The sequence below is a fragment of the Thermoplasmata archaeon genome (genome assembly GCA_035622275.1).
Lineage (GTDB): Archaea > Thermoplasmatota > Thermoplasmata > Lutacidiplasmatales > UBA184 > Lutacidiplasma.
This window is the reverse complement of the sequence record DASPVQ010000002.1, coordinates 1-20,989: the sequence shown is the minus strand read 5'-3', so window position 1 is coordinate 20,989 and position 20,989 is coordinate 1. Positions and strand designations below refer to the sequence as shown.

Annotated in this window: 22 protein-coding genes and 1 pseudogene; 19 read left to right on the top strand and 4 right to left on the bottom strand. The window is 70.3% G+C overall.

Annotated elements, in window-relative coordinates:
- The first annotated feature begins 63 nt into the window (after positions 1-63).
- The 4 genes from VEL82_00640 to VEL82_00625 all read left to right on the top strand — a co-directional run bounded on the left by VEL82_00640 (position 64) and on the right by VEL82_00625 (position 4,325).
- Entirely contained in the window at positions 64-1,098 is a 1,035-nt protein-coding gene (locus VEL82_00640) for a flap structure-specific endonuclease (GenBank protein HXW66383.1), read from the top strand.
- Entirely contained in the window at positions 1,095-2,564 is a 1,470-nt protein-coding gene (gene ftcD / locus VEL82_00635; GenBank protein ID HXW66382.1) for a glutamate formimidoyltransferase, read from the top strand. The genes VEL82_00640 and ftcD overlap by 4 nt, the downstream gene beginning before the upstream one ends.
- On the top strand, positions 2,561-3,253 hold the full coding sequence (locus VEL82_00630; GenBank protein HXW66381.1) for a dihydrofolate reductase family protein: 693 nt from the start codon (positions 2,561-2,563) through the stop codon (positions 3,251-3,253). The genes ftcD and VEL82_00630 overlap by 4 nt, the downstream gene beginning before the upstream one ends.
- A gap of 67 nt (positions 3,254-3,320) precedes the next feature.
- The gene (locus VEL82_00625) at positions 3,321-4,325 is read left to right on the top strand and encodes a fumarylacetoacetate hydrolase family protein (GenBank protein HXW66380.1); all 1,005 of its coding nucleotides are present in this window, start codon (positions 3,321-3,323) and stop codon (positions 4,323-4,325) included.
- Here VEL82_00625 and VEL82_00620 read toward each other — a convergent pair.
- Genes VEL82_00620 through VEL82_00610 form a run of 3 tightly spaced genes read right to left on the bottom strand, consistent with a single transcriptional unit; the run spans position 4,270 to position 6,877 of the window.
- Positions 4,270-5,511, bottom strand: coding sequence for a DNA primase small subunit PriS (locus tag VEL82_00620; protein HXW66379.1), 1,242 nt, complete (start codon positions 5,509-5,511; stop codon positions 4,270-4,272). The genes VEL82_00625 and VEL82_00620 overlap by 56 nt on opposite strands.
- A gap of 5 nt (positions 5,512-5,516) precedes the next feature.
- On the bottom strand, positions 5,517-6,086 hold the full coding sequence (locus VEL82_00615) for a KH domain-containing protein (protein HXW66378.1): 570 nt from the start codon (positions 6,084-6,086) through the stop codon (positions 5,517-5,519).
- Positions 6,086-6,877 carry an RIO1 family regulatory kinase/ATPase gene (locus VEL82_00610; GenBank protein ID HXW66377.1) on the bottom strand — a complete coding sequence of 264 codons (792 nt, stop codon included), beginning with the start codon at positions 6,875-6,877 and terminating at the stop codon, positions 6,086-6,088. Before VEL82_00610 ends, VEL82_00615 begins: the two co-directional genes overlap by 1 nt.
- Before the next feature lie 145 nt (positions 6,878-7,022).
- Between VEL82_00610 and VEL82_00605 the strand changes: the two genes are divergently transcribed.
- From VEL82_00605 to VEL82_00590, 4 genes are all read left to right on the top strand, one after another.
- Positions 7,023-7,589, top strand: coding sequence for a hypothetical protein (locus tag VEL82_00605; protein HXW66376.1), 567 nt, complete (start codon positions 7,023-7,025; stop codon positions 7,587-7,589).
- 70 nt (positions 7,590-7,659) lie between these two features.
- Complete coding sequence (locus VEL82_00600; GenBank protein HXW66375.1) at positions 7,660-8,130, top strand: NfeD family protein; 471 nt, start codon at positions 7,660-7,662, stop codon at positions 8,128-8,130.
- Between the two features lie 10 nt (positions 8,131-8,140).
- Positions 8,141-9,385 (top strand): SPFH domain-containing protein, encoded by a 1,245-nt coding sequence (locus VEL82_00595; protein ID HXW66374.1) that lies wholly within the window; start codon positions 8,141-8,143, stop codon positions 9,383-9,385.
- A 154-nt stretch (positions 9,386-9,539) separates the two neighbouring features.
- Entirely contained in the window at positions 9,540-10,328 is a 789-nt protein-coding gene (locus tag VEL82_00590) for an enoyl-CoA hydratase-related protein (protein HXW66373.1), read from the top strand.
- Here the strand turns inward: VEL82_00590 and VEL82_00585 are convergent.
- Positions 10,291-10,941, bottom strand: coding sequence for a GNAT family protein (locus tag VEL82_00585; GenBank protein HXW66372.1), 651 nt, complete (start codon positions 10,939-10,941; stop codon positions 10,291-10,293). The genes VEL82_00590 and VEL82_00585 overlap by 38 nt on opposite strands.
- Positions 10,942-11,078: 137 nt before the next feature.
- Between VEL82_00585 and ndhC the strand changes: the two genes are divergently transcribed.
- The 11 genes and pseudogenes from ndhC to VEL82_00530 form a co-directional block, all read left to right on the top strand.
- Entirely contained in the window at positions 11,079-11,444 is a 366-nt protein-coding gene (ndhC, locus tag VEL82_00580; protein HXW66371.1) for an NADH-quinone oxidoreductase subunit A, read from the top strand.
- The gene (locus VEL82_00575) at positions 11,441-12,058 is read left to right on the top strand and encodes an NADH-quinone oxidoreductase subunit B family protein (GenBank protein HXW66370.1); all 618 of its coding nucleotides are present in this window, start codon (positions 11,441-11,443) and stop codon (positions 12,056-12,058) included. The genes ndhC and VEL82_00575 overlap by 4 nt, the downstream gene beginning before the upstream one ends.
- A gap of 34 nt (positions 12,059-12,092) precedes the next feature.
- Entirely contained in the window at positions 12,093-12,569 is a 477-nt protein-coding gene (locus VEL82_00570; protein HXW66369.1) for an NADH-quinone oxidoreductase subunit C, read from the top strand.
- 1 nt (position 12,570) lies between these two features.
- Entirely contained in the window at positions 12,571-13,707 is a 1,137-nt protein-coding gene (locus VEL82_00565) for an NADH-quinone oxidoreductase subunit D (protein ID HXW66368.1), read from the top strand.
- A gap of 4 nt (positions 13,708-13,711) precedes the next feature.
- Positions 13,712-14,842, top strand: coding sequence for a complex I subunit 1 family protein (locus tag VEL82_00560; GenBank protein HXW66367.1), 1,131 nt, complete (start codon positions 13,712-13,714; stop codon positions 14,840-14,842).
- A gap of 9 nt (positions 14,843-14,851) precedes the next feature.
- Entirely contained in the window at positions 14,852-15,631 is a 780-nt protein-coding gene (locus VEL82_00555; protein HXW66366.1) for a 4Fe-4S binding protein, read from the top strand.
- On the top strand, positions 15,628-16,116 hold the full coding sequence (locus tag VEL82_00550) for an NADH-quinone oxidoreductase subunit J (protein HXW66365.1): 489 nt from the start codon (positions 15,628-15,630) through the stop codon (positions 16,114-16,116). Before VEL82_00555 ends, VEL82_00550 begins: the two co-directional genes overlap by 4 nt.
- Positions 16,113-16,430, top strand: a complete 318-nt coding sequence (gene nuoK / locus VEL82_00545; GenBank protein ID HXW66364.1) for an NADH-quinone oxidoreductase subunit NuoK — start codon at positions 16,113-16,115, stop codon at positions 16,428-16,430. The genes VEL82_00550 and nuoK overlap by 4 nt, the downstream gene beginning before the upstream one ends.
- Before the next feature lie 59 nt (positions 16,431-16,489).
- Positions 16,490-18,448 (top strand): annotated as a pseudogene (gene nuoL / locus VEL82_00540) (NADH-quinone oxidoreductase subunit L).
- Positions 18,449-19,924, top strand: a complete 1,476-nt coding sequence (locus VEL82_00535; protein HXW66363.1) for an NADH-quinone oxidoreductase subunit M — start codon at positions 18,449-18,451, stop codon at positions 19,922-19,924.
- Between the two features lie 4 nt (positions 19,925-19,928).
- The coding region (locus VEL82_00530) for a proton-conducting transporter membrane subunit (protein HXW66362.1) at positions 19,929-20,989 on the top strand (1,061 nt) is incomplete at its 3' end.

The following is a 20,989-nucleotide window of genomic DNA, read 5'->3' as shown; positions in this document are numbered from 1 at the left end:
GGCTCCTCTCGCGCGTCCGCCGCCGGCGAAACCCCAAGTACTCTAGCCCGCTCGACGCGCGGCGTGGGGCTGCCGCTCCGCGACCTCGTCACCGCCCAGGAGCTCCCGTGGGAGGCGCTCTCCGGGCGAACGCTCGCGGTCGACGGCTACAATGCGGTCTACCAGTTCCTCGCGACGATCCGCCAGCGGGACGGCCAGCTGTTCTGCGACCCCGATGGCCGAGTGACCAGCCATCTCATGGGCGTCTTCTACCGCACGACCTCCCTCCTCCAGGAGGGCGTGCTGCCGGTCTGGGTCTTCGACGGCCGCCCGCCCGAGCGCAAGGCCGGGACGATCCGCCAGCGCATCGCGGCGAAGGAGAAGGCCGAAGGTGAGTACCAGGAGGCCCTCGCGGCCGGTGACCTCGAAACCGCGCGCCGCAAGGCGGCCCAGACCTCCCGATTGACCCGGTCGATGGTCGATGAGCTCGACGAGCTGCTGGCCGCCCTCGGGGTGCCCACGGTCCCCGCGCCCGGCGAGGGCGAGGCCCAGGCGGCCGCGATGGCGGCGGCCGGTGCCGTCTGGGCCAGCGCCTCGGAGGACTACGACACGCTGCTGTTCGGGGCCCCGCGCCTGGTGCGGGGGCTCGCGGCCCGAGGACGCACCGGCGCGACGCAGGGCGCGCAGCTGATCGACCGTGACGCGCTGCTGGCGCAGCTCGGCATCGACGGCGAGGAGCTGATCCGTCTCGGCGTGATCATCGGCACCGATTTCAACGAGGGCGCGCCGGGCTATGGTCCCAAGAAGGCGCTCAAGATCGTGCAAGAGCACCTCGGCTTCGCGGCGACGATGGAGAAGGTCGGCCTGGATCCGAAGGAAGCCGACGACGTCGCGGAGATCTTTCGCCACCCCAGCGCGACGTCGGTCGGCCCGCCGGCCTTCGGTCCGGTGAACGAGGAGGCGGTGGTGCGCCTGCTGGTCGGCCAGCACGCCTTCTCCGAGGCCCGGGTGCGCGCCGCCATCGCGCGCGCCCGACGCCGCCCCCGGCCGTCGTCGAGCCCCACGGAGGCGCGCGGGCACCAGACGCTGCTCGAGACCTACGGGGGCGCGCCGGAATGAGCCGGTTCGAGTGCGTGCCGAACTTCTCGGAGGGTCGCGACCCGGCGAAGGTGGCGCGCATCGCCGACGCCGCACGCGAGGTGCCCGGGGTCGCCGTGCTCGACGTGGAGAGCGATCCCGCCCACCACCGCAGCGTGATCACGCTCGTGGGCGAGGGCGACGCGCTCGTCGACGCCGTGCTCCGCATGATGCGCGTGGCGACCGCGACGATCGATCTGACGCAGCACCGCGGCGAGCATCCGCGCATGGGCGCCACGGACGTCGTCCCGTTCGTGCCGCTCGGGGGCGCATCGATGGCGGAGGCGGTCGGCCTGGCCGAGCGCCTCGGCGAGCGGGTCGCGAGCGAGCTCGGGATCCCGGTCTACCTGTACGCGGCGGCCGCGCGCCGGCCCGAGCGGGCCGACCTCGCGAAGGTGCGCGAGGGCCAGTTCGAGGGGATCCGCGAGACGATCGCGACCGATCCGGCGCGCGCGCCGGACTTCGGGCCCGCCCGCGTGCATCCGACCGCGGGCGCGGTCGCGATCGGCGCCCGCCCGGTCCTCATCGCCTACAACGTCTACCTGACGACCGGCGACGTCGGCGTGGCGAAGCGGATCGCGCGCACCGTGCGGGCCCGGGACGGCGGTCTCCCCGAGGTCAAGGCGCTCGGCTTCGAGATCCCCGAGCGGCAGCGCGCGCAGGTGTCGATGAACCTCACCGACTACCGCGTGACCCCCGTGCATGTCGCCTTCGAGGCGGTCCGCCGGGCCGCGGAGTCCTCGGGGGTCGGCGTCGAGGAGTCCGAGATCGTCGGGCTCGTGCCGGAGGACGCGCTGTTCGACGCCGCGCAGTCCTATCTCCAACTCCGCGCCTTCGACCGGGCCAACGTCCTCGAGCGCAAGGTCCGCTCCACCCCGGCGATGACCGACGAGAGCCTCGCGGCGTTCACCGACCGCCTCGCGGCGCGGACGCCGACGCCCGGGGGCGGGAGCGCGAGCGCGGCCGCCGGAGCGCTCGGGGCCGCGCTCGGCGAGATGGTGCTCGCCTACTCGATCGACCCGAAGGCACCGGCCGAGGAGCTCGTCCGGACGCGCGAGCGGCTCACCGGGGGCCGCCGCCGCCTGCTCGGGCTCGTCGAGGAGGACGCCCGGTCGTACGAGGCCGTCCGTGCCGCCCGACGGACGCGCAAGGACGCCGGCGGCACGGCCGGCGCGGAGACCGCCTACCGCGACGCCCTCCGTGGGGCGGTCGCGGTTCCGCTCGAGACCGCCCGCCTCGCCGAGGAGCTCCGGGTCGACCTCGAAGGGGTCCAGTCCCGGACGAAGCGGGCGCTATCGAGCGACGTGACGACCGCGCTCGCGCTCCTGCGTGCCGCGGTCGAGGGCGCGGTCGCGAACGTCGCGATCAACCTCGAGGACCTGCGTTCGGCCGGCGAGGCGACGTCCGAGGTCGAGGCCGCGCTCGTGCGGCTGCGTCCGAGCCCGTGAGCCCGATCGTGGAGCTCGACGGCCCCCCCGCGCGCCCGACCGTCTGGGTGAACTTCGCGTGCTCGGCGGACGGGCGGCTCGCCTATGCCGGGGGACGTCGTGCACGCCTGTCGGACGCCGCCGATCTCGCTCGCGTGCAGGAGATCCGCGCCCAGTCCGACGCGATCCTGGTGGGCGTCGGCACGGTGCTGCTCGACGACCCATCCCTGCGGGTCCACTGGGAGCTGCTCCAGCGCGCCGCCGGCACCCCGCCCGCCCGGGTGGTCGTCGACTCGCTCGGCCGCACCCCCGAGCGCGCGAAGGTCCTCGACGGGTCGCTGCGAACGATCGTCGCGGTGAGCGAGCGCAGTGCGCGGGCCTTCCCGCCCGCGGTCGAGGTGATCGTCGCCGGCCGCGAGCGGGTCGACCTCCCGCTCCTGTTCGCGCGGCTCGCGGAGCGGGGCGTGCGCCGGCTCTTGATCGAAGGCGGAGCGGAGGTGATCGCGAGCGTGCTGCGGGCGGGGCTGTTCGATCGGATCACGGTCTACCACGCACCGGTCGTCATCGGCGGCCGGACCGCGCCCCCCGTCGCGACCGGGCGCGAGACCGCCGACGAGGCCGGCGCCGTCCGCCTGCGGCTCGAGGGCGTCGAGCGACTGGGCGAAGGGTTCGTCGCGACATACCGGCCGCGCCCGCCCGACCCGGACTAGGCCGGGCGCGGGACGGCGGTGAGCACTCGTTATCCGCCGTCGTGCCTCCCCGGCGGGAGGCCGGCCCGTGAAGCTCGTCCACTTCACCCTCTCCGACCAGTTCCACTTCGGCATGATCACCGACGCGAACGAGTTCATCGACCTCGACACGGCCTGCCGGGACTACTACGGCGTGAATCCCGTGAAGGGCGCCGACCCCAGCCGCTTTCGCGACATGCAGCAGTTCTTCCAGGGCGGCGCCGACTCCGTCGAGGTGACCAAGAAGATCCTGGAATACATCGACCGGCGTCGCAAGATGGGCTGGACCCCGCGCGCCGCCACCGGAGCCCGCTACCTGTTCAAGGCCGAGGAGGGGGTCAAGCTGCTCGCGCCGATCGTCCGGGGCACGAAGATCTACTGCCTCGCGTCGAATTCCCGCTCGCACCTCGCCGAGCAGCAGAAGGAAGCGCCGAAGCAGCCGTACGTCTTCACCCGGTTCTTCAACAGCCTCGTGGGGCCGAGCGAGTCGCTCGTGCTCAATAGCGCCGGCGCGTTCCCGGACGCGGAGGTGGAGCTCGGCGCGGTGATCGGCAAGCGCGGTAAGCACATCGCGCCGGCCCAGGCGATGGAGCACGTCGCCGGTTACACGGTCGCCGTCGACATGGGCTACCGGGACCTTCAGTACCCCGCGGAGGGGCCGGTCGACTGGGTGATGGGCAAGGGCTTCGACTCGACGATGGCGGTCGGGCCGTGGGTCGTGCCGAAGGAGGAGGTCGGGGACGTCTACCCGCTGCGGATGGAGCTGAAGGTCAACGGGACCGTGCGCCAGCAGGGCGACACGAACGACTACCTCTTCCGTCTGCCGGAGATCCTCGCGCACCTCTCGACCGGGATCACGCTCGAGCCGGGCGACGTTCTCTCGCTCGGGAGCCTCGGCGGCGTCCCGGGCTTCGAGTTCGGCAGCCCGAGCCGCAAGCTCCAGTCGGGCGACAAGATCGAGGCGGCGATCGAGCGGATCGGGCGGCTCGTCGTCCCCGTCAAGAGCGAAGCGTCGCTTCCTGCCGCAGCACCAGAAACAGCGCCACCGGCGTAGGCAGCTCGTCGGTCGAGCCCGGTTCGCCGCGCAGCCCGCCCGCGAACGGGTAGCGGACCGCCTCCGTGAACGTGATCGGCGTCCGCCCCTCGTCGGGGGCGGCGAGGAGCGCGTCGCGGAAGGGGTCGAACTCCTCCAGCGCGTCCCGCTCGAGCGGCACGACGCGGAAGCCCGTGCCCCCGTGCAGCGAACCCGGCAGCCGGATCAGGCGGTGGATGTCCGTCGTCACCGGTGCGTCGGTCTCGCCCTGGACCTCGATCGTGGCCCGGCGGACGACCGCGCCGAGCAGCTCCTCGGGCACCTCTTTCGGGAAGACGTCGAGCGAGAGGGTCCGGCGGATCTTGCGACCGCCGCCGTCCGTCACCAGGAGCTTCGCCCACTTCTTCGCCGCCCTCGGAGGGACGCCATCCTCGATCATCTCGCGCTCGGCGACCTCCGCGCCCGCCCCGTCCCAGCGCGACAGGACCTCGAGCACGGCCCGCGTGGTCCGGCCGGACCAGCCGGGGGCGTCCGGTGGCACCAGGTGTCGGCTCGCGGCCCGCCGCCGGCGCGACGGCGGCCCGCCCTCCGGTGCGGCGCCGTCGGGCTCGGCGGGGCCCGCGGGCTCGCTCGTGACGGCGCGCATCGGCTCGACGCCCGTGCCCAGGACATAGTCGACGAGCTCCCGGCGCTCCGGGCTCGAGAGCGGCAGGAACCGCTCGTCCCGCACGTGCACGTGGTAACCGCGGCCGCCCGAGAACACGAGCGACGTCGCGCCCGGGTCGACGCCGAAGTCGCGAACGAGGAAGTCGTCGAAGAGCGCCGCGAGCCGGTGCTTGACCAGCTCGAGCTGCCCGGCGTAGTCGAGCCGCTCGGCGCCCTTGAGGTGGTCGGAATCGAGGTCGAAGATCAGGTCGGCGCCCAGCCACTCCTTGGCGGCCATCGTCGGCTCGGCCGGGCGACGGTAGTACGCCGAGGAGTAGTAGACGTGCCGCGGGACCTCGCGGGCGAGGAACGCGCCCAGCTCTTCGGGCGTCCGCAGGGTCGCGTGACGGCGCATGAGGGTCTCGGCGGCGAACGGGAACGCCGCGAACTCACGACGGGTGAGCCGGTCGGGCGGCGGCACGCGAGCCCGCCCGTAGTAGTCCGCGAACACCGCGCGCGCCCAGTCTAGGGCCGACGCATCGAGCGGGAGGGTCTTCGCCACGCCGCCTACTCCGTCGCGCGGTCGGCGGCCCGGCCGCCGAGCTCGTCGATGGCGGCCTCGCGCCGGAGGCGGGCGAGGAGGTGGAAGACCGTCGAGTGCTCGCTGCCCTTGAGGAGCAGCTCGACGGCGCGCGTAGCGCGCTCGAGCTGGTCCTCGTCGCCGATCAGCGCGACTGTCGAACCGTAGACGCTCACCGAGCAGCCGCTGAGCTCCTCGAGCCGGGCGCGCGCCCGCCCCCGGGTCCCGATCACGCGGGCCCGGATCCGTCGGAGCGCGGACTTCTCGTGGCGCCCCGTGGTGACCTTGATGTCGAGAATCCCGAGGTAGGCGTTGTCCCGCAGCAGCCGCAGGGCGCGCGGGGGCGAGAAGCCCCGACCGATGGCGATCGCGATGTCCCGGGCCTTCAGGGCACCGGTCGGGTCGTCGTCCGGCCCGCTGATGCGCACCTCGCCCTCCTCCGCGTCGACGTCGACCGTCGTGCCGGTCTGCGCCGCGATCTCCCGCTTCGTGCGGCCGCCGGCGCCGATCAGGACCGCCACCCGGTCCTCGGGGATCCGGGCATAGAGGACCGGCATCAGGCCGCCTCGGGATCGGCGCCCGCGAGCTCGAGCCCCCCGACGGCCCGCAGGAACTCTTCGGGCTCCACCGGGTGGCCGAGGCGGCCGAGGAACCTCGCGTAGTTGCCGAGATCGCGTTCGAGCAGCTCGCGAGCCTGCGGGTGCTCGGCCCGCACGGCCTGCGCCACGTCGATGAGCACGGGGTGCTCGTTCCAGTACAGGGTGTTGTACGGCGAGAGGTCGCCGTGGACGAGTCGGGCGCCGACGAGCATCGCGCGCACCTGGGCCACGAGGTCCGCGTAGAGCGCCGCCGGGTCCTCGACGACGGCGTCGATGAGGCGCGGCGCCGCGCCCCGCTCGTCGCCGATGAACTCCATGACGAGGACGTTGCGCAGGTGGCCGAACGGTCGGGGGGACCGCACCCCGACGTCGGCGAGACGCCCGAGGATCGTGTGCTCGCGTCGCGTCCAGCCGGCGATCAGGCCCGCGAAGTTGCGGACGCTCGTCGTCTCCCGCAGCTCCTGGAGCGCGTAGGCCGGGAGGTGGCGGAAGGTCGTGTTGCCGATGCGGTAGATCTTGACCGCCCGGAACTCCCCGCCGCGCGTCGCGCGGAAGACCCCGCCCTCCTTGCCGGTCGAGATGGGGAAGTCGATCGAACCGAACTGCCCCTGGTTGACCAGACGCGAGACGGCGAGGAGCGTCGCGTGGTCGAAGAACTCGTCGAGGAGCTTGCGCTGGGTCGCTTCCTTGCGGCGATCCTCCGTGCGCTCGCGGCGTCGGGGAAAGACCAGGTCGTGGGCCCGGGGCATCGCCTCGAACGAGACCGGGGCGTCTCATAGGCTCTCGGCCCCGGGCCGCACACCCCCGCTCCGACCCCGGGCGCCGTGCGAGGCCCCTGCGGTTGCCTGTGCGTCAGCGTGACTATATCCGCCTGGGAAGCGTCGATACGGTGGCATGACGCTCTTCGGCCTGACCCCAACTCCTCCCTCTCCTATCCGCTCTCCGACGACCCACGTCGCGCGGGCGCGCGAGCCGGCCGCCTTCGGCCGCGTCCTGGAGCAGGAGGCCAGCTACGACGCGGTCTTCCGCGTCGTCCGGGAGGCCGTGCACCGGGTGCTCGGCATCGAGCGGCCCGGTCTCGGCCTGGGACTGTCCAACCTGCCGCCGAGCGTCGGGGCGTACTGGCAGCTCACGGGCAACCTGATCGTCGTCAACGAGGGGCTCGTCCAGACGATGCGCGCCAACGCATCGGGACCGCTCGAGCTCAACAGCTTCGTCTACGTCATCCTCGCCCACGAGTACCTGCACGCGCTCGGCTACCTGGACGAGGACGCGGTCCGAAAGGTGACGGCGTACGTCACGCGGCAGGCGTTCGGGCCGGACCACGTGGCCACCCGCATGGCCGAGGGCGACCTCTGGCGGCTCTACCCGTTCCTGGCGTACGCGCCGGGCGGGGACGGGCGCCGGTTGAAGGTCGTGCCGCGGTTCGACCTCGCCAGCACCCAGACGTACATCCGGTAGCGCCCGCCCGCGGCCCGGGCGCTCGGGGGGGACCTTATCTCGGCATCCGCTCTCTGCGGAGGGCCCGAGCATGGTCGTCGTCAACGATGCGATCGGCATCACCCTCGTGGTGGCCGGGATCGCGCTGTTCGCCTTCGAGCTGATCCACCCTGGCGCGCTACTGATCATCCCCGGCTCGATCCTGCTGGTGGCCGGTTTCCTCTACCTGTTCCTGCCGGACATCCTCCTCGACAGCTACATCGGACCGGTCATCGTGATCGTGGCGGCGATCCTTGGGGCGCTCGTCGAGATTCCGTACTACCGCTGGGTCGCGCCCGTGCATCGTCCGATGAGCACCACGAGCGGGGGGCTCGTGGGGGAGGAGGGGATCGTGATCGCCCCGGTCATCCCGAACACGCTGCGCGGCAAGGTAAAGGTCAAGAGCGAGGTCTGGTCGGCGAAGGCGGACGAGATGATCCCCGTCGGTACGCGCGTGCGGGTGATCCACGGAGAGGGGGTCTCGGTGACGGTGCAGCCGATCGCATCGCCGCCGCCCGGATAGGAGCCACAGCATGGATTACACGGGCATCATCATCGGGGTCGTTCTCGCGTTCATCGTCATCCTCGTGATCCTCACGCGGATGATCTACACGATCCAGCCGTACCAGCAGGGGATCGTCACCCTGCTCGGCTCGTACAAGCGCATCATCAACCCGGGCTTCAATCTCGTCAGCCCGCTCGCGCAGGTCCTGAAGATCGACCTGCGGACGCAGGTGCTCGAGGTCCCGCGCCAGGAAGTGATCACGAAGGACAACTCGCCGACGAACGTCGACGCGATCATCTACATCAAGGTCGTCGACGCGCCGAAGGCGATCTTCCAGGTCCAGAACTACCACGTCGCGACCGTCGCGCTCGCCCAGACGACCCTGCGCTCGATCATCGGCGACATGGAGCTCGACGAGGTCCTGTACAACCGCGAGCGGATCAACACCCGCCTCCGGGACATCCTCGACGAGTCCACCGACAAGTGGGGCGTGCGCGTCGATGCGGTCGAGATCAAGGAAGTCGACCCGGTCGGCCCGGTCAAGTCCGCGATGGAGGAGCAAACCGCGGCCGAGCGCCAGCGGCGCGCCGCGGTGCTCAGAGCCGACGGCGAGAAGCGCAGCGCCATCCTGGTCGCCGAGGGGCAGAAGCGCTCGCGCATCCTCCAGGCGGAAGGCGTCCGTCAGTCCCAGATCCTTGAGGCCGAAGGCGCCCGGGTCGCGACGATCCTCGAGGCCCAGGGCGAGTCCCAGCGCCTGCGCATCCTCGCGCTCGGGGCCGGGACCCTCGACGCGAAGGCGCTGACCGTCCTTTCGCTCGACACGGTGACCAAGGTCGGCGACGGCCAGGCGACCAAGATCCTGTTCCCGTTCGAGTTCTCGCGGTTGATGGAGGGCGCCTCCGAGTACCTTGGCACGAGCCGCCAGGTACCGGACCGGGGCCTGAACACGCTCGACGAGCTCGAGGCCCGCATCGGCACGATGGACAACATCCTCGGCCCGATCCCGAAGCAGGAGGAACTGCTGACCGAGATCAAGAGCATCGAGGACGAGATCAAGGCCGAGTCCGACGAGTCGACCTCCATGGTCAGCTCCTACGGCAAGGGCGCGAAGGGCGCCGGCGTGCCCGAGCTGCCCGAGGCCGACGACATCGCTCCGCCCCCCGCGAGCCGCGCCGCCCCCACCTCGATGCCGCCGTCCGCCGGACCCCCGCCGCCCTCGAGCCCCCCCCCGAGCACGGATCCGCGCAAGCGCCCGCCGACGTCGCCCAGCTAGCGCGAGACCCATCGCCCGCCGCGACCTCCTGAGGCGGGACGGGGGTTCCCGATGACCGGTTGGGCCGGCGATACCCTCTGAGGCCGGAGGCGAGGCGGGGTCGAGCCCGACCGGCGACCAAACCTAAAGTTCGTCCGGGCGCCTGCGCGCGCCGATGAGCTCGATCCGGCGCGCCCGCTCGGGGGCGGTGGAGACGGTCACGATCGACCGGCCGGAGCGGCGCAATGCCCTCGACGTCGCCGCGATGCGCGAGCTAAGGACGGTGCTCGAGTCGATTGCCACCGACGCATCGGTCCGGGCCGTCCTGCTCACCGGCGCGGGCGCGGCGTTCTGCGCGGGCGGGGACGTCGCAGTGATGGACGAGTACCTCGCGCGCGGAGAGCTCGCGGCGCTCTTCCACGCCCTCACCGGCGAGATGGAGGGCGCGATCCGCGAGCTCGTCGGCATGCCCAAGCCCGTGCTCGCCGCCCTCCCCGGCGTCGCGGCAGGTGGGGGACTCTCGCTCGCGCTCGCCTGTGACTGGAGGATCGCCGCCGAGTCCGCGACCCTCGTCCCGGCGTTCCCCGCCCTGGGCGCGGTGCCCGACGGGGGACTGACCTACTTCCTGCCGCATTTCCTCGGCGTCGGGCTGGCGCAGGAGCTGTTGTTCACCCACGCTCGACTGACCTCCGCGCGCGCTCGGGACCTCGGTCTGGTCCACGAGGTCGTCGCCGACGCCGAGCTGCCGGCGCGTGCCGAGGCACGCGTGCGCGAGCTCGCCGAGGGGCCGACCGGGGCCTACGGCGCCACCAAGCGGCTGATCGTCGCGTCGTTCGGCGGAAGCCTCGAGTCCCAGATGATGCTGGAACGGCGGGCCGCGGTCCACGCCGCGGCCGGCCCGGAGCTCCCCGAGGGGATCCGCGCGTTCACGGAGAAGCGGCCGCCCCGCTTCCCCCCTCCGTAGCCGGAGGAGGCCACGGTCGGGCGAGCATCGCCTCCAGGTGGCCCTTCCGCGACGACCATTCCTCCGCGAGCACGCTATAGTACACGGACGAACGGCGGTAGCCGTCGTAGAGGAGCACGTCCTCGCGCAGCACCCCCTCCCGCCGGGCCCCGATCCGCTCGATCGCGCGCTGGCTCGTCTCGTTCCGCAGGTCGGTCTGGAACTGGACCCGGTGGGCCCCTTCGGACTCGAAGGCGTGTCGGAGCAATAGGTACTTCGTCTCGGTGTTGATCGGCGTGCGGCGCAGCGCCGGGTCGAGCCAGGTACCGCCGATCTCGACCGACTCGCTGTCCCGATCGATCCGCAGAAATCGCGTCATGCCGACGATCCGATGGCTCTCGGCGAGCCGGGTCGTGAACGGCAGGTCCTCCCCGCGCCGCCGCTGTCGGAGCTGGTAGTCGATCATCCGGTCGATCTCGGCGAGCCCCGGTCCCGGTGGCATCCTCAGGAACGGGAACGCGTCGGGGTCCGCGGCCGCGGCGTGCAGTCCCTCGCGGTGGGCGCGCGCGAGCGGGACGAGCTCGCAGTACCGACCGAGCAGCCGGATCCGCGCCCGGAACGCCGAGGACTGCACGACCGCGCTAGCAACCGGAGCCTCGCTTAACCCCTCGCGGAACGCGGCGCGCTCCTCGCGCGCCTCGCCTCGCCGGTGCCCGTTAAATAAACGGCAGGGGTCCTTCCGGCGAGAACGGCGAGCGGGAGGAGGGCGCGATGGAGGCGGGCATCACGACGTTCCTCGTGTTCGCGGCGCTCGCCAGCGTCTTCGGCGTGGGCTCGATCGTCGCGAACCGGGTGCTCGGCGCGAAGCGTCGACGCTCGTACCTGCAGCGGACGACCTACGAGTGCGGCGAGGAAGCCGAGGGAGAAGCGCAGATCGACTTCCCGACGCAGCACTACACCTTCGCGATCGTCTTCGTGGCGGTCGACGTCCTCGGCTTCATCCTGGCGCTGTGGGGTCTGACGTTCCGGGGCGCGAACTCCGCCTGGTTCCCGATCTTCATCGCCGTCGCGTTCACCGCGCTCGCGATCACCGGCATCTACTACGCGCTCAGCGGCGAGAAGAGGTGGGTCGTGTGACCAGCCCGCCCGCGAATCTGGCCCCCGCGAAGGCCGCGCCCGACGGCTACCGCCTCGAGGGCGAGCTGCCGATGGCCGGTCCCGCCGCCGTGCCGCTGTTCGAGATCGAGACCCTCCGCGCCAAGGAGTTCATCCCGGCGGCGAAGGAGACGCTCGCCGCGCTCCTGAAGGAGCAGGGCGAGGGCAAGGTGATCCGCCCGGTGTTCAACTGGGCGGGACGCAACTCCCTGTTTCCCCTCCACTGGGGGCTCGCCTGCTGCGCGATCGAATTCGCGGCGGGCTTCGGGGCGCGCTGGGACGCCGAGCGCTTCGGGGTCGTCCCGCGCTCCTCGCCGCGCCAGTGCGACCTCATGATCGTCAACGGCACCGTGACCTGGAAGGTCGCGCACAAGCTGATCACGCTGTACGAGCAGATGCCCGAGCCGAAGTGGGTGATCGCGATGGGCAACTGCGCCACCGGCGGCGGACCGTTCCGCACCGCGTACTCGGTCGTCCCCGGCGTCGACAAGCTGGTGCCCGTCGACGTCTACATCGCCGGCTGCCCGCCGCGGCCCGAGGCGATGCTCGACGGGATCCTCGAGCTCGAGCGGCTGATCCGGGAGCGCGGGGAGTAGGCGGCCTCGTCGCCGGGCGAGCGAGGAGGGGACGGTGGAACCGGACGACCTCGCGCGGGCGCTCGCACCGAAGCTGGGCGACCGCCTGCTCGGCGTGGACGCGTTCGAGGGGACCGCGGGCCGGGTGCGGTTCCGCCGCGAGGCGGCGCTCGATCTGTTCCGCGCCGTGCGCGACGAGCTCGGCTTCTCGCACCTGTCCACCGTTGGCGGGGTCGACTGGGTCGACCATCGCGAGGTGTTCTACGTCGTCTGGTCGGACTCGGCCAAGCAGTACGCGATCCTCTCGGCGGATCTGCCCGCCGACTCCGCCCACATCGAGACCGCGAGCGGGATCTGGCCGAGCGCGAACTGGCACGAGCGCGAGGCCTGGGAGCTCGTCGACATCACGTTCGATCACCACCCGGACCTGCGGCACCTGCTGATGCCCGACGGCTACGCGTTCCACCCGCTCTTGCGCTCGTTCAAGCTGCACGAGCCCGAGGAGCTGGAGGTGAAGAGCCGCCGTGTCTGAGATGTGGATCAACATGGGGCCCCAGCACCCCATGACCCACGGGCTGTGGAACCTGCGGGTGAAGATCGACGGCGAGATGGTCCTCGACGTCGACCCCGAGATGGGCTACCTCCACCGGGGGATCGAGAAGATCAGCGAGGACCGGCACTTCAACGAGGTCATCACCCTGATGGACCGGTGCTGCTACGTCGCCGGGTTCGCCTGGGAGCACCTCTACATCCAGGCCGCCGAGCGCTCGCTCCACGTGCGCCCGCCCGAGCGCGCCGAGTACCTGCGCGTGCTGTGCGACGAGTTCCAGCGGATCGGCTCGCACCTGATGTGGTACGCCGCGTTCGTCCAGGACCTGGGTCTCATGAGCCCGTTCCTCTACGGCATGCGGGACCGCGACCTCGTCCTCGACCTGTTCCAGAGCTACACGGGCGCCCGCCTCACCTACGAGTACATGCGGGTCGGCGGCGTCCGCAACGACCTGCCGCCGGGGTTCACCGACCGCGCGCGCAAGGTCCTCGACTGGCTCGACGACCGCTACCGGGAGTACGACCAGCTCTGCCTCGGTTCGACGATCTTCCGCGAGCGATGCGACGACCTCGGGGTCCTCAAGGCGAACGACTGCGTCGCCCACGGCGTCACGGGCCCGATGCTCCGGGCCGCCGGGAGCCGGCGCGACCTGCGCAAGGATCGCCCGTACTCGGTCTACGGGCAGCTCGACTTCGAGGTCGCCGTCGCGGACGCGGCGGACGTCACCGCCCGCTACCTCGTCCGGATGGAGGAGCTGCGTCAGTCCAACCGGATCCTGCGTCAGGTGCTCGACTGGCTCGACCGGCACCCCGGCCCCGTCATGGCCGAGCGCGTCCCCCGATGGCTCGGCGCACCGTACGCCCCGATCGGCAACGAGGGCTACTTGCTCAAGCGCAGCTACCCGAAGGGGGTCGGATTCGCCGCGGTCGAGGAACCGCACGGCGAGGCGCTCGCCTACGTCGTGAACGACGGCGGGCAGCACCCGTACCGCGTCAAGTTCCGCTCGCCGGTCTTCGGCAACATCAGCGCGGCGCGGCAGTACCTCGTCGGCTACCACGTCGCCGACATCCCGCCGATCATGGGGAGCGTCGACGTCTGCGTCGGGGAGGTCGACCGCTAGGCCGATGTCCGGCGCGACCCTGTACTCGGTGTCGTACGACCTGTCGAGCGCGCTCCTCGGCGCCATCGGCTCGCTGTTCCCGCCCGGACCGCGCGGCGCGATCACGAACGTCGATCTCGTCACCGGGCTCGCGCTCCTGGTCTTCGCGGGGATCCTGCTCGCCGCAAGCATGCTCAACACGATCCTCCTGATCTGGTGGGAGCGCAAGCTGCTCGGCCGGTTCATGGACCGACGGGGGGCGATGCACGTCGGCTTCGCCGGCCTCCTGCAGAACTTCGCGGACGGGCTCAAGCTGTTCCGCAAGCACACCTTCCAGCCCCGGGAGGCGGACAGCCTCGGCTTCTACTCGGGGCCGACGGCGTACATGGTCACGTCGCTGATCCTCTTCGGGATCCTCCCGATCTCCTCGGGCTGGAACTCGGGCGCGCTCCCGCTGACGCTCCTGCTCGCGCTCGCGATCTTCTCCTTCGCCCCGCTGTTCATCTTCGTCAGCGCCTGGTCGAGCAACAACAAGTACAGCCTCATGGGCGGGATGCGCTCGGCGGCCCAGATGATCGCCTACGAGGTGCCGATCCTGCTCGCGGTCGTCGCGGTCGTGGTCCTCTCCGGGAGTTTCGACCTCACGACGATCGTCTACGAGCAGCAGAACTACTGGTTCTGGGGCCCGCTCGTCGTCGCGCTCATCGTCTTCGTCGCGGGGATGCTCGCCGAGATGGAGCGGATCCCGTTCGACCTCCCCGAGGCCGAGGCGGAGTTGGTCGAGGGGTGGAACACCGAGTACGGCGGGATGCTCTTCGCGTTCTTCATGCTCGCCGATTACCTCCGCGCCCTGGTCGGCAGCATCCTGGTCGTGCTCCTCTTCCTGGGCGGATGGACGATGCCCTCCTGGGTCCCGAGCGCGGCCACGTCGTTCCCGCTCGCCGGGATCTTCTGGTTCATGGTGAAGACGTACCTCGTCTTCGGGCTCTTCGTCTGGGTCCGGGCCTCCCTCCCCCGCGTGCGGACCGACCAGCTCCTCCGGGTCGGCTGGAATCGGATGATCCCGCTGAGCCTCCTGTCGATCTTCCTCGCCGCCGTCCTCGTCACGGTGAAGTGCGTGCGGTTTCTGGGATGCGTCCCCGGAGTGGGGTCGTAGGAGGTCCGCTTGTCCGACGCGATCACGGCCAAGGAGAAACCGAACGAGAATCCCATTCTCTTCGTCGCGCGCCCGATGGCGACCGCGGCCCGGCAGTTCGCGAAGAGCCTCGTGCGCCCCTCCACGATCGTTTATCCGTTCGAGCGGCTCGAGGACCCGAAGTTCCGCGACCGCGTCGCCGTCGAGTCGGGGAAACCCATCGGGGTCGGCCACGTCTGGGACAACTACCGCGGCGTCCACGCGCTCAACATCGCGACGTGCATCAGCTGCAATCTCTGCGCATTCTCCTGCCCGGACCTTTGCATCGAGATGGTGAACGTCCCGGGCGGTGACCCGAAGCACCCGAAGAAGTGCCCCGAGATCGACTACGGCAAGTGCAGCTACTGCGGGTTCTGTTCGGACGCGTGCCCCGAGGGGTGCCTCACGATGACCACGCGCTACGAGCTGTCGACCTCGCGGCGCTCGGAGATGGTCTACTCGCCCGAGAAGCTGTACGACGTCTTCCGCACCAAGCTCCCGATGAACCCGATCCGGGTCGAGCGCCCGGAGAACGAGGACGCGATCCTCCTCGACCCGCCGATCTGCATCGGCTGCAACGCCTGCTCGCGCGACTGCCCCACGCAGTGCATCACGATGCTCGACATCCCGAAGGTCGAGCCGAAACCGGGCGAGAAGCCCCCGAAGCGGATCTGGAAGGAGCCGGTCATCAACGACTCCGACTGCGTCCGGTGCGGCACCTGCATCAGCGTCTGTCCCAAAGAGTGCCTGTTCTGGGGGACGCGCAAGTGAGCCTCGAGGAACTGGCGTTCCTCGCCCTGGCGATCATCGCCGTCGCCACCGCAGCGCTCGCCCTCCTGGTCCGGGAGCTGGTGCACACGATCCTCTGGATCGCGATCTTCTTCGTCGACCTCTCCGCGATCTACTTCCTGCTCGACGCGCCGTTCCTGGGCGTCCTCCAGCTCGGGGTGTACGCCGGGGCCGTCACGATCCTCCTCCTCTTCGGTGTCATGACGACCCGGAAGCGGATCTTCTCGCGCGAGGCGGCGACCGGCCTGGGGCCGATCCCCGTCGCGCTCGCGCTCGTCACCTTCATCTTCCTCGTCTCCGCGCTCGGCGAGCTCCCGCAGTCGGAGACCTCGATCCAGTCGTACCCGCCTCAGGCGCTGAGCGTGAACCTGTTCGGGCCGAACGGTCCGTGGCTCTTGCTCCTGGGGCTCATCATGCTCGCGGGGGTGGCGGGAGCGATCTACCTCGTCCGGGAGGGGCGCGAGTGACCGACCTCTCGATCACCGGCTTCGTCGCGCTGTCCGCCGCGCTGTTCGGGATCGGGCTGTTCGGCATCTTGACGCGTCGGAACTTCATCCTGCTCCTCATCTCGATCGAGGTCGCGATGAACGCGGCGATCTTGAACTTCGTCTACTTCGCCGCGTTCGCCCCCGGGACGAGCGGTCTCAACGGCCAGTCGATCGCGGTGGTCCTGGTCGGCTTCGCCGCCACCGAGGTGGCGGTCGGGCTCGCGATCGTGCTCGCGTTGAACCGACTCAAGGGAACGATCAACGTCGCCCGGGCGACTGACCTCAAACTGTAGGGAGGGGGTAGGTCACGGTCGCGGCGGACGGGCTCTTCGACTGGGCGTTCGTCGTCCCGCTCCTGTCGGTCCTCTCGTTCGTCATCGTGGGTCTCGCCGGCCCGCGCCTCAAAGCGTTCGAGTGGGGCGGGTGGATCGCGGTCGGCCTTTCCGGCGCGGCGATGGTCCTCGGCGTCCTGATCGGGGTCGAGGAGTCCCTGAACCCGGGAACGTACACGAACGTACAGTTCACCTGGTTCCACCTCCCGCCGGCGCCGGGAGTGTTCCCGAACGGATTCTCGCTCGTGATGGGAACGCTCGTCGACCCGCTCTCGGCGCTGATGCTCATCGTCGTGACGGTCGTCGGATTCCTCGTGATGCTGTACTCGATCGGGTACATGCACCACGACCACGGCCTCCCCCGCTACTACGCCGAGCTCTCGCTCTTCCTCGCGTCGATGACGGGGCTCGTCCTCGCGAACAACCTCTTGGAGTTCTTCCTGTTCTGGGAGCTGGTCGGCGTCTGCTCCTACTTCCTCATCGGGTTCTACTACGAGAAGCCGAGCGCGGCGAGCGCTGCCAAGGAGGCGTTCCTCGTCACGCGCGTCGGGGACATTCTGTTCCTCCTCGGGATCTTCCTCTACTTCTCGACGTACGCGACCGCCGGCCCGGCGGGGACCGGCGGCTGGGCGGCAAGCGGGTTCGTCTTCGTTCACGGCAATGCCCCGTTCCTGGCCGGCACGACCGGGGCGAACTCGACCACGCTCACGATCGCGGGGCTCCTGATCCTCGGTGGCGCGGCGGGGAAGAGCGCGCAGTTCCCGCTCCACGTCTGGCTACCCGACGCGATGGAGGGCCCGACCACGGTCTCGGCCCTCATCCACGCCGCGACGATGGTCGCGGCGGGCGTCTACCTCCTCGCGATCACGTCCGTCTTCATCGGATTCACGCCGACCGACCAGCTCGCGATCGTCGCGGTCGGAGGGTTCACCACGTTCTTCGCCGCGACGATGGCGCTCGTCCACCCGGACATCAAGCGGGTGATCGCCTACTCCACCATCAGCCAGCTGGGCTACATGGTGTTCGCGATCGGCGCCGGCTTCGCGATGGTCGGCCTGTACCATCTCTTCACGCACGCGTTCTTCAAGGCGCTCCTCTTCCTCGCCGCCGGCTCGGTCATCCACGCGGTCGGCACGCAGGACCTGTTCAAGATGGGCGGGCTGCGCAAGCACATGCGGCTTACCGCCGCCGCGTTCGCGATCGGCGGTCTCGCGCTGAGCGGGATCCCGCCGTTCGCCGGGTTCTGGAGCAAGGACGACATCCTCTCCTCCGTCTACGCCGAGCTCGGCAGCCATCCGGCGTACTGGCCGTTCTTCCTGATGGCGTTCGCGACCGTCTTCCTGACGGCGTACTACATCTTCCGCGCCTGGTTCCTCGCGTTCTCGGGCGACGGCCCCCGGGACCCGACCCTTCCGCACCCCCACGAGGGACCGTGGGTCATGCGGGTCCCGCTCGTCATCCTCTCGGCGTTCGCCGTCGTCGCGGGGCTGTTCGTCTTCCTCCCCGGATTCCAATCGCTCCTCCTCGGCGGGGCGGGCGTCGCCGGCATTCCGCCCGTCTACGGCACGACCGACCTCGTGCTCTCCACGACGAGCGTCCTCCTGGCGGCGGGCGGGATCGGGCTCGCCTGGTCGATGTGGGGGAACGGGAAGGTCTACGCGCTCAGCGAGACGAGCGCGCTCCAACCGGTGCGGCGCCTCCTCCTCAACCGCTACTACTTCAAGGTCGCCTACGACCGCATCGGCCAGGACGGCGTCTACACGATCGCGCGGGCGGCCGACTTCTTCGACCGGTTCGTCATCGACGGGACAGTCAAGGGGCTGGAGCGGATGTTCGCGGTCGCGAGCAACCGCCTCCGCCAGCTGCAGTCCGGGGTCGTCTCCGACTACGCGGCGTACGTCATCGCCGGATTGATCGCGCTCTTCCTCCTCTTGCTCGTCGTCGGTCCGTATCTCCTCGCGAAATTCGGAGGCGGGTAGATGCTGCCGATCCTGTCGATCATTCTCGGTAGCCTCGCGGTCGGCACGGTCGCGACGTTCTTCGCGGGCGCGCGGGCCCGCTGGGTCGCGCTCGCGACCTCGGTCGTCTTCCTCCTCGAGGTCGGCCTTCTCCTGGGGAGCTATACCGGCTGGCCCGGCTACTCCTCGGCGTTCGTCCCCGGATTCTCGGACGGCGAGAGCTACACGTGGATTTCGCTCGCGTGGATGCACGTGAACTTCACGGTCGGGGTCGACGGGATCTCGCTCGTCCTGATCCTGCTCACCGCGGTCCTGCAGATCGCGACGGTGGTCTACTCGTGGGGCGAGACGCACCGGCCCGCTGGATACTTCGGTCTCCTGATGCTGACCTGTTTGGGCTGCTTCGGCGTCTTCGTCGCGCTCGACATCCTGCTCTTCTTCCTCTTCTGGGAGGCCGTCCTCGTCCCGATGTTCTTCTTGATCGGCTACTGGGGTGGGCCGAATCGGCGCTACGCCGCGATCAAATTCTTCGTCTACACCCACGTCGCCTCGATCGTGATGCTGGTCGGCCTCCTCGCGCTGGTCTTCTACTCGGGCGCGACGTCGTTCGACTTCTCGGCGGTCTACGCCGCCGCGCGCGGGCTCTCCCCCGTCGTCCAGACGTTCCTGTTCCTCGCGCTCTTCTTCGGCTTCGCGGTGAAGTTCCCGGTCGTCCCGTTCCACACGTGGCTCCCCGACGCGCACGTCGAGGCGCCGACGGGCGGCTCCGTCCTCCTCGCGGGTCTCCTCCTGAAGCTCGGCGGCTACGGGCTCATCCGCTGGGCGGTGGAGGTGCTCCCCGACGGATTCCACTCGACCCAGCCGCTGCTCTTCGTGATCGCGTTCCTGACGATCATCTGGGGGTCGGTGCTCTCGCTCGCCCAGCGGGACCTGAAACGACTGGTCGCGTACTCCTCGATCAACCACATGGGGATCGTGCTCCTCGCGATCGCTCTGAACTCGTCGCTGGGGCTCGTCGCGGCGGTCCTGCTCATGTTCGCCCACGGGATCGTGAGCGCGCTCCTCTTCATGGCGTCGGGGAGCGTCCACCACCAGTACGGGACCCGCGACATCAGCTCGCTCGCCGGCATCACGCCCAGCGCGCCGTCCCTCGCGACGATGATCATGGCGGGCTCGCTCGCGTCGCTCGGACTCCCGGCGCTCATCGGCTTCCCGGCCGAGTTCACCGCCTTCCTCGCGACGTGGAACGCGCTGGGCTACTGGGTCCTGATCCCGCTCGTCGTCCTGGTCGTCACCGCCGCGTTCTACCTGTGGATGATGCAGCGGATGCTCTTCGGGCCCCCTCGGGATGTGCCGCCGAGCGCGCACGACGTCCCGTGGTACGAAGGCGTCGGGATGGGGCTCCTGGTCGCCCTCACCGTGCTGTTCGGGATCCTGCCCGGCCTCCTCGTGAACGTGATCGTGAACTCGCCGATCAAAGGCTGGCCGGGGACGTAGGTCGATGTCGTTCGTCTCGTTCACGGCCCCGTTCCTGCCCGAGATCCTCCTGCTCGCCGGCGCGCTCCTCGTCTTCCTCTCCGACGTCCTCAAGGTGCGCCGGATCGAGCTCACCGGCGGCGTCAGCGTCGCCGTCCTCCTCGCGGCCCTCGGGATCGTCGTCGCCGACCTGGGATTCGCGCCGCTCGGCTTCCTCGCGACGATCGGCCCCGGTCAGATCGACCAGGTCCCCACCCCCGGAACCGCTCCGCTCTGGGCGTTCACGTCGCTCGGGCTGATCTTCCAGGCGATCTTCCTCCTCGCCGCGCTTCTCGTCGCACTTTCCTCCACGAGCCGCCCCACCACCGAGCGCGGGGCCCCGATTTTCTTCGGTCTCCTGCTCATCGCGACGCTCGGGATGATGCTGGTCGCCGTCGCGACCGACCTCATTTTCCTCCTCCTCGCGATCGAGGTGGTCTCGATCGCGTCGTACCTGCTGGTCGCGTACACCCGCAAGGACGCCCGCGGGCTCGAGGCCGCCATGAAGTTCTTCGTCATCGGGGCGCTCTCGACGGTCCTCTCGTTCTTCGGCGCGTCGCTCCTCTTCGGTGCCTACGGGACGACGAACCTCTACCTCATCCGCGCCGCCGGGACCGCGGTGGCGTACCCCACCCTCGTCCTCCTCGGCTACGGCTTCCTCATCGCCGGCCTCGCGTTCAAGGTCACGCTCGTGCCGTTCCACGCGTGGGCGGTCGACGTCTACGACGGCGCGCCGGACGACGTGTCGGCGTTCCTGGCCGGTGGAACGAAGAAGATCGGCGTCTTCGCCTTCTTCCTCGTGTTCCTGGGACCGGTCCTCGCGCTCGGACCGACCGGCGCGAGCGGCTACGGACTCTTCGGCGGGTCGGTCGCGCTCGGCCCGAGCGTCCAGATCGCCCTCGGGACCCTCGCGGTCGTCACGATGACGGTCGGGAACGTCCTCGCCCTGCAGCAGACGGAGATGAAGCGGATGCTGGCGTATTCGAGCATCTCCCAGGCCGGCTACATGCTGATCGGACTCGCGGTCGCGACCTCGCCCGCCGTCGC